Source organism: Cyanobacteriota bacterium, from assembly GCA_025054735.1.
Lineage (GTDB): Bacteria > Cyanobacteriota > Cyanobacteriia > SKYG9 > SKYG9 > SKYG9.
In genome coordinates, this window is the sequence record JANWZG010000180.1 from 1 (window position 1) to 7451 (window position 7451).

Here is a 7451-nt window from a genome sequence, read left to right on the forward strand (position 1 = left end):
TAGGCTAGGTTACAGGCCGATCGTGGGTTTGCCATTGACGCAGGCACTTGATGAAGATATCAATATCCGACTCTTGACTGAAGTAATGGACACAGGCCCGCACGCAGTTGGGTGAGAGCAGCGTCCGGGTCATAATAGCATTTGCTTCTAGGTACTTGACTAGGTGTTGATGAGTAGCTGGGGCATTGTCCGTGTCAGTAATCTGGAAAGATACCAGCCCTGATGCTGGCGGCGTTGAGCATAGGCGGTGCAGCCCTGGCAATGCGCCTAGGCAGTCCCACAGGTAGGCACTTAGGTAACAGATACGTTGGTAGCGTTCTGTTTGGGATCCCCACTGTTGATGAAAGGCGATCGCCGCCCGTAACCCCGCTAGCAAGGCATAATCTGACGTGGCAACTTCAAAGCGCTGCCCATCGGTGCGCCAACCCAGGGGATCGCCGTCAGCATTGGTACGAATCCCACGCCAACCCGTAAAGGTGGGGTTCAAAGGACTATCAGGATGCACATACAGTCCTCCCAAACCTGCTGCCCCGCACCACCACTTGTGTCCGGTAAAGGCATAGAAATCTACCTCGGTATCCGTAAGGTTCAGGGGTAATAGCCCTACGGATTGGGCAGCGTCCACCAGTACCAACACACCCCGATCGTGGCAAGCTGTTACCAGTTCCCTCAAGGGCAGCACATGTCCCGTATTCCACAACACATGACTCACGATGACCAGCCGCGTGGTCGGACGGAGATGGCGAGTCATGCTATCTACAACATCACCATGGTTCAAAGTTGCCAGCAGCGGGAACGTTGACGTAGTAACTTGGAAACGGCGTTGCAGTTCTTGGGTCGCAGCTACAATGCCAGGATGTTCGCAATCAGACAAGAGAATGTGATCTCCAGCCTGCCAGTCAATGCCCCACAGGGCAATGTTACAGCCAACAGAGACATTTTCCGTCAAGGTGATGGTTTCTGTAGGCACTCCTAGTTCTTGGGCGATCGTAGCGCGGGTTTGAGCGGCCTCTTGCTGCACCCAAGCATTCACAGAATTAGAGAAAGGCCCCATCTCTTGAATAGTATTGTGGGCTTCTGCCATGGCTTCCAACGCCATGCGGGGCATTGGCCCCTGTCCACCGTAATTAAAGTAGGTTTTGTTGGCGAGGGCAGGAAACTGTTGACGGCAGGTTGCAAGGTCAGTAGCGGACAAATGTAGTTGCATCATGGTCAATGTAATTGCATCATAGTCAATGGCTGCGTAGACAGTGGCACAGCTCAATTATCGTTGTTTTCAGCGCCAAATCGGGGTTAGCTCCTTGCTTTAAGCCAACATCCAATGCCAGCAATAGGGGCAAGCCCTGCCGCAGTTGCTCTAGAGACAGTGATTTGACCTCTTGCTGCAAAAAGTGAACACGCTTGGGGTTACCGACATCAGCAGCTTGGGCAATGACCCGATCATCTCGCTCTCCAGTACTTATCAGCAGTTTCACCCATAGCCATGCGCGAAATTGACTAATCAGCGTTGCTACGATCGCAGGCGGTGCTTCATTTCGTGCTAATAAGTCAGCCACCAGTTCCAACGCCTCAGCCGTATTACCTTGTCGAATCGCTGCTGCTAGCTTGAAGCTGGTCTGGGTTGTAACCGTAATCAATTGACTGACAACATCTAGCTCTAGAGGAGCCTGGCACTCTCCTGCAAAACATTGAAGTTTTTCCAATTCACTATATAGTCGCCGCGTATCGTTACCGATAGCCTCTGCGATAAATTCCGTGCTGTCCGACGTAAGATTGATGCCCATTGACATAGCTACCTGCTTTACCCGTTGCACAAGTTGCTCTGTCTTCCAACTGGGAATGGGACTAAATTCTTCAATCTGGGCATAGCGTTGTAGCAGTTTGGTGGACTTTAGGCGGGCATCTGGCTTACTAGAACTCGTCAGTAGTAGCACCGTGTGGTCAGGAATCTGAGGTAGGGTGCGCTCTAGCTCTGTCAGCACTTCAGGGGGACATTGTTGCAGTAGCGGTGTGTTCACTAACCAGATAAAGCGTCCACCACTCCCAAACGGTGGAGTCATGGCTTGGTTAAGGGCCTGAATAATAGCATCTGCTTGCTCAGGAAAAAACTTGTCGTCGTTGAAACTCGCCCAGGCTGGATCCAGCGTGCGATCGCGTAACTCTTTCACAGCTCGGTGCAGAGCATACTCATCTTCCCCCCAGTAGACATAAATCGGCATCAACTACCTCCCAACAAAAAACAGGGCAAGCAGAACTCGCCCTGTCTTCACACATTACCAACCTAAAACAATTAGTCTAGATCAGGCATCGATAGCACTGGCTCACTTTCACGCTCAATGCCCTTCTCGAAGCCAGCCGCGGCAGCACGAGCACGACCCGCGTGCCACAAGTGACCAACTAGGAAGAAGAAACCGAGGACAAAGTGAGAAGTCGCCAACCAAGCACGAGGAGATACAAAGTTCACCGAGTTAATCTCCGTAGCCACACCACCTACAGAGTTCAAAGAACCCAGAGGTGCGTGGGTCATGTACTCAGCAGCACGACGAGCCTGCCAAGGCTGAATGTCGTTCTTGATCTTATTCAAATCTAGACCATTGGGGCCACGCAGTGGTTCTAGCCAAGGACCGCGGAAATCCCAGAAGCGCATAGTTTCACCACCAAAGATGATTTCACCCGTAGGAGAGCGCATCAGGTACTTACCCAGACCAGTTGGTCCCTGCGCAGAACCCACGTTAGCACCCAAGCGCTGGTCACGAATCAAGAAGGTTAGTGCCTGAGCTTGAGAAGCCTCTGCTCCAGTGGGGCCATAGAATTCACTGGGGTAGACTGTGTTGTTGAACCAGACCATACAAGAGGCAATGAAGCCCATCAAGGACAATGCGCCTAAGCTGTAGGACAGGTACGCTTCACCAGACCAAATAAAGGCACGACGTGCCCAACCAAACGGCTTCGTGAAGATGTGCCAGATACCGCCGGAGATACAAATCAACCCAACCCAGATGTGACCACCAACCACATCCTCTAAGTTATCGACACTGACAATCCAGCCCTCACCACCAAAGGGAGAGCGAAGCAAGTAGCCAAAGATAACCGCAGGGTTAAGGGTAGGGTTAGTAATCACACGCACATCACCACCACCAGGTGCCCATGTGTCATACAAGCCGCCGAAGAACATAGCCTTCAGTACCAGCAAGAAGGCACCACAACCCAGCAGGATCAGGTGGTAACCAATGATGTTGGTCATCTGGTTCTTATCTTTCCAGTCATAGCCGAAGAAGGTGGAGTACTCTTCTAGGGTTTCAGGGCCACGAACTGCGTGATAGATACCACCCAGACCCAAGACAGCAGAGGAAATCAGGTGCAATACGCCAACCACAAAGTAGGGGAAGGTATCTACAACCTCACCACCTGTGGTAACGCCCCAGCCCAAGGTAGCTAGGTGGGGCAGCAAAATTAAGCCCTGCTCGTACATCGGCTTTTCTGGCACAAAGTGCGCTACCTCGAACAAGGTCATAGCACCAGCCCAGAACACAATCAAACCAGCGTGGGCAACATGGGCACCCAGCAACTTACCAGACAAATTAATCAAGCGAGCATTACCAGACCACCAGGCGTAACCAGTAGATTCTTGGTCACGACCGCCAGTCATGGAAATCATGCGATTAGAGAGCGTTACCACGTGGCAATACCTCCTCAGGGAATACAAAACCTTCATGGGGCTGGTCTTGAGGAGCCATCCAAGCACGGATACCCTCATTCAGCAGAATATTCTTGGTGTAGAACGTCTCAAACTCTGGGTCTTCAGCCGCCCGAATCTCCTGAGACGTGAAGTCATAGGCCCGTAGGTTGAAGGCTAGACCTACCACACCCACAGCACTCATCCACAACCCAGTCACCGGTACAAACAGCATGAAGAAGTGCAACCACCGCTTGTTGGAGAAGGCAATCCCAAAGATTTGTGACCAGAAGCGGTTGGCGGTCACCATGGAATAGGTCTCTTCCGCTTGGGTTGGCTCGAAGGCCCGGAAGGTGTTGGCTGCATCACCATCTTTGTACAGGGTGTTTTCAACCGTAGCACCGTGGATGGCACACAGCAAGGCACCTCCCAAAATACCGGCAACGCCCATCATGTGGAAGGGGTTGAGGGTCCAGTTATGGAAGCCTTGGAAGAATAGGATGAAGCGGAAGATACCAGCAACCCCGAAGCTGGGGGCGAAGAACCAGCTTGACTGACCGAGGGGATAGATTAAAAACACGCTGACGAAGACGGCGATTGGCCCGGTAAAGGCGATGGCGTTGTAGGGACGCACACCTACGAGGCGTGCAATCTCTAGCTGACGCAGACAGAAGCCAATGAGGCCAAAGGCACCGTGCAGGGCGATGAAGTTCCACAGGCCACCGAGTTGACACCAGCGGGTGAAGTCACCTTGGGCTTCGGGTCCCCACAGGAATAGCAGGGAGTGGCCCATGCTGTCAGCGGGGGTGCTGACGGCGGCGGTGAGGAAGTTGCAACCCTCTAGGTAGCTGGAGGCCAGACCATGGGTATACCAGGAGGTGACGAAGGTGGTGCCTGTGAGCCAGCCGCCGAGGGCTAGATAGGCACAGGGGAATAGCAGTAGGCCGGACCAGCCGACAAATACGAAGCGATCGCGTTTGAGCCAGTCGTCGAGGATGTCGAACCATCCCCGCTCTTGCTGTACGCGCCCGATTGCAATGGTCATCTCAAATCCTCTTAGTTATTTCAAGAGTCCAGATAATAGAATCTGCAACAGAGAGCAGCAACGGAATTAACCAGTCGCTGCTAGCAGCGCAGAAAAAATCAGGTAGTAATTCACAATTCTATATGATAGTGAAGATTGAAATTTTTACAATCTGACACCTTATTCTCATAGTTCTCAAGATTTATAAAGACTTAACACAGGAGTCCAACACATTAGTCCTATGAATGCACATTCAGAACTTGGCGATCGCCTGTATCAAGAAATTTTGGGATCCCGACGATTTAGTAACTATTGGTGGGCGACGGTAACCACGATCGGTGCTACAGGATTTTTTCTTGCCAGCTTATCAAGCTATTTCAAGCAAAATTTTCTCCCCTTTGGGAATTCAATCGACTTGGTATTTGTACCCCAGGGACTAGCAATGGGCTTTTATGGAGTGGCAGGGCTAGCACTCAGTGCCTATCTTTGGCTGCTGATTGTGTGGAATGTAGGAGGCGGTTACAACGAATTTAACCGCCAGACCGGTAAGGTTGTTATCTTTCGCTGGGGATTTCCAGGCAAAAACCGCAAAGTTGAAATCAGTTGCCCGATTGCTGATGTCCAAGCTATAAGGATTGAAGTTAAGGAAGGGTTAAACCCCAAGCGACAGCTCTATTTACGGGCTAAGGGTCTAAAAGACATTCCCCTGACCCGTGTAGGGGATCCATTACCCTTGTCTGAGCTGGAAAATCGGGGAGCAGAGTTAGCAAAATTCCTGGGAGTTCCCCTAGAAGGACTGTAATCTTTGACCGTTAGGGGTGTACGAGCCAGTAGAATGAACGGGTTAGTTTACGTTAGGATGATGCCAATGCGAGTGAACTTTCTGTCATGGTTACTGTGCCTAGTGGCTGTTGCCGTTTTTGGCCTTGCTAGTTGTGCTGCTCAACCAGCAGGCTCCTCCGCTTCCCCTGTAATCGATGCTCAAACTAGTTCTCAAACCAGTGCAACTGCCTCACCCACCTCTAGTGCTTCCTCAAATCAGGCTGTAGCCATGACTAGCCAGAATAGCTCTCAGTTGTTTCCTGGCTTACCTCGCCTTGAGGGCAAAGCTACAGTTGAGTTAGTGGTCAAGGGCAAGCCAATCGTAATGGAAATTGATGGCACTAATGCTCCCATTACAGCGGGCAACTTTGTAGATTTGGTACAACGTGGTATTTACAACGGCTCCATGTTTCATCGAGTGATCCGTGAACCACAACCCTTCGTAGTGCAAGGGGGTGACCCTCAAAGTAGGGATTCCAGTGTCCCCCAATCAGCGTTAGGCACCGGCAGTTTCATTGACCCTGCTACGACTAAACCTCGTTACATTCCGCTGGAAATTAAAACTACTAGAACGGACACCTTGGTTTACAGCAAAACCTTCGCAGACGCTGGAATTCAAGATCTTCCTAAGTTGCGTCACACTCGTGGTGCTGTTGCCATGGCACGGGCACCTTACCCAGACTCCGCTTCAGCGCAGTTTTATGTAGCATTAGCTGATCTTGATTTTCTAGATGGCAACTATGCTGTATTCGGCTATGTCACTAAGGGTATGGATGTTGTGGATGAGATCCAGCAGGGCGATCGCATCACCTCCGCCAAGGTCATTGCAGGTGCTGAAAACTTAAAGAAATAGCTGGTTAGAATGCTAGCTAATCTGAGGCGAACGACCGGTTAGGCCAGTCATTAGCCGTAGAGCGAAGGACTTGAATGGTTGCACGGAGTTCAGTAGGCGTATGCCTAGACGACGGATAACGACGATCGGCCACCAAGTGGTAGAAAATACCCGATCCAGCAAATCCGTGAAGCCCAAAATAATCATGTTCTCGCGCTTACGCCATGTTTCATAGCGTTTTAGTACAGCTAGGCTGCCAATGTCTTCACCGCGTTGGTGGGCTGTTGTCAACACTTCCGCTAGGGCTGCTGCATCGCGTATACCCATGTTCAGCCCTTGTCCACCCAAGGGATGGCAACTATGTGCTGCATCACCAACCAGTGCTAGACGGGGCATAACATAGCGATCGCTCTGCATTAACTGCACTGGAAACACGTAGCGATCGCTGGTAAGGGAGAGCTTGCCCATGTGTGAACCATAGCGTAAGCTAAGTTCTGCTAGAAAAGTCTCGTCGTCCAAGCTGGCGTAGGCATTGGCTTCTGCGTGGGGAGCAGTCCACACAATTTGGCACTGGTTATTGGCTAAGGGCAAGATTGCAAAAGGGCCACTGGGCTTGAACAACTCGTAGGCTGTATGCTGCTGGGGAAATTCAGGAGCCACTCTGCAGGTAATGCAAGACTGCCAATATTTCCAACCATGGGTAGTAATGCCAGCAGCTTGGCGGAGGGGAGATTTGGCACCATCGGCGGCAATCACTAGTTTGGTGCTAATAGATCGCTGTTGGTCATTGATCGCTAAGGTAACAACTGCCTGCTCAGAGCCATAGTGCACATTGAGCACAGTAGCTGGACACAACCGAGTCACCTGCTTACAGGCGGTTAGATAGGCTTGCAGCGCAGACACAAGCACACTGTGAGTAGCTACGTAGCCAACATCATCTGTCCCTAAGTCTGAAGGCTGGAACTGCACCGCCATGGAATCTCCTGCATCGGACAGGTGAATGTACTGAAAAGCTGCACTGTTGGCAAGAATGTCATCCCAGACACCAATACGGCGAAAGATGCGACTGGATAATACGGAAATGTGATAGGCACGTC

General features: G+C 51.3%; 7 protein-coding genes. 2 read left to right on the forward strand and 5 right to left on the reverse strand.

Going from position 1 to position 7451, the window contains the following annotated elements; genetic code table 11:
• Positions 1–4: 4 nt before the first annotated feature.
• The 4 genes from NZ772_10075 to psbD all read right to left on the reverse strand — a co-directional run bounded on the left by NZ772_10075 (position 5) and on the right by psbD (position 4721).
• Positions 5–1207, reverse strand: coding sequence for an aminotransferase class V-fold PLP-dependent enzyme (locus tag NZ772_10075; protein MCS6813898.1), 1203 nt, complete (start codon positions 1205–1207; stop codon positions 5–7).
• Between the two features lie 25 nt (positions 1208–1232).
• Positions 1233–2219: a DNA polymerase III subunit delta gene (holA, locus tag NZ772_10080; protein MCS6813899.1), complete on the reverse strand. Its 987-nt coding sequence runs from the start codon at positions 2217–2219 to the stop codon at positions 1233–1235.
• 71 nt (positions 2220–2290) lie between these two features.
• Positions 2291–3679 carry a photosystem II reaction center protein CP43 gene (gene psbC, locus NZ772_10085; GenBank protein ID MCS6813900.1) on the reverse strand — a complete coding sequence of 463 codons (1389 nt, stop codon included), beginning with the start codon at positions 3677–3679 and terminating at the stop codon, positions 2291–2293.
• Complete coding sequence (gene psbD / locus NZ772_10090; GenBank protein MCS6813901.1) at positions 3663–4721, reverse strand: photosystem II D2 protein (photosystem q(a) protein); 1059 nt, start codon at positions 4719–4721, stop codon at positions 3663–3665. Before psbD ends, psbC begins: the two co-directional genes overlap by 17 nt.
• A 220-nt stretch (positions 4722–4941) precedes the next feature.
• Between psbD and NZ772_10095 the strand changes: the two genes are divergently transcribed.
• Positions 4942–5502, forward strand: coding sequence for a photosystem I assembly protein Ycf4 (locus tag NZ772_10095; GenBank protein MCS6813902.1), 561 nt, complete (start codon positions 4942–4944; stop codon positions 5500–5502).
• Between the two features lie 66 nt (positions 5503–5568).
• Positions 5569–6375, forward strand: a complete 807-nt coding sequence (locus tag NZ772_10100) for a peptidylprolyl isomerase (GenBank protein MCS6813903.1) — start codon at positions 5569–5571, stop codon at positions 6373–6375.
• Positions 6376–6387: 12 nt separating this feature from the next.
• On the opposite strand, the gene NZ772_10105 is transcribed toward NZ772_10100, so the two are convergent.
• Positions 6388–7451: FAD-dependent hydroxylase (locus tag NZ772_10105; protein ID MCS6813904.1), on the reverse strand; the 1064-nt coding region annotated here is incomplete at its 5' end.

What these genes read in the sequence shown, in the direction of transcription:
- NZ772_10075 (MCS6813898.1), bottom strand. Translation starts at nt 1,207, where the DNA reads ATGCAACTACATTTGTCCGCTACTGACCTTGCAACCTGCCGTCAACAG.
- holA (MCS6813899.1), bottom strand. Translation starts at nt 2,219, where the DNA reads ATGCCGATTTATGTCTACTGGGGGGAAGATGAGTATGCTCTGCACCGA.
- psbD (MCS6813901.1), bottom strand. Translation starts at nt 4,721, where the DNA reads ATGACCATTGCAATCGGGCGCGTACAGCAAGAGCGGGGATGGTTCGAC.
- NZ772_10095 (MCS6813902.1), top strand. Translation starts at nt 4,942, where the DNA reads ATGAATGCACATTCAGAACTTGGCGATCGCCTGTATCAAGAAATTTTG.
- NZ772_10100 (MCS6813903.1), top strand. Translation starts at nt 5,569, where the DNA reads ATGCGAGTGAACTTTCTGTCATGGTTACTGTGCCTAGTGGCTGTTGCC.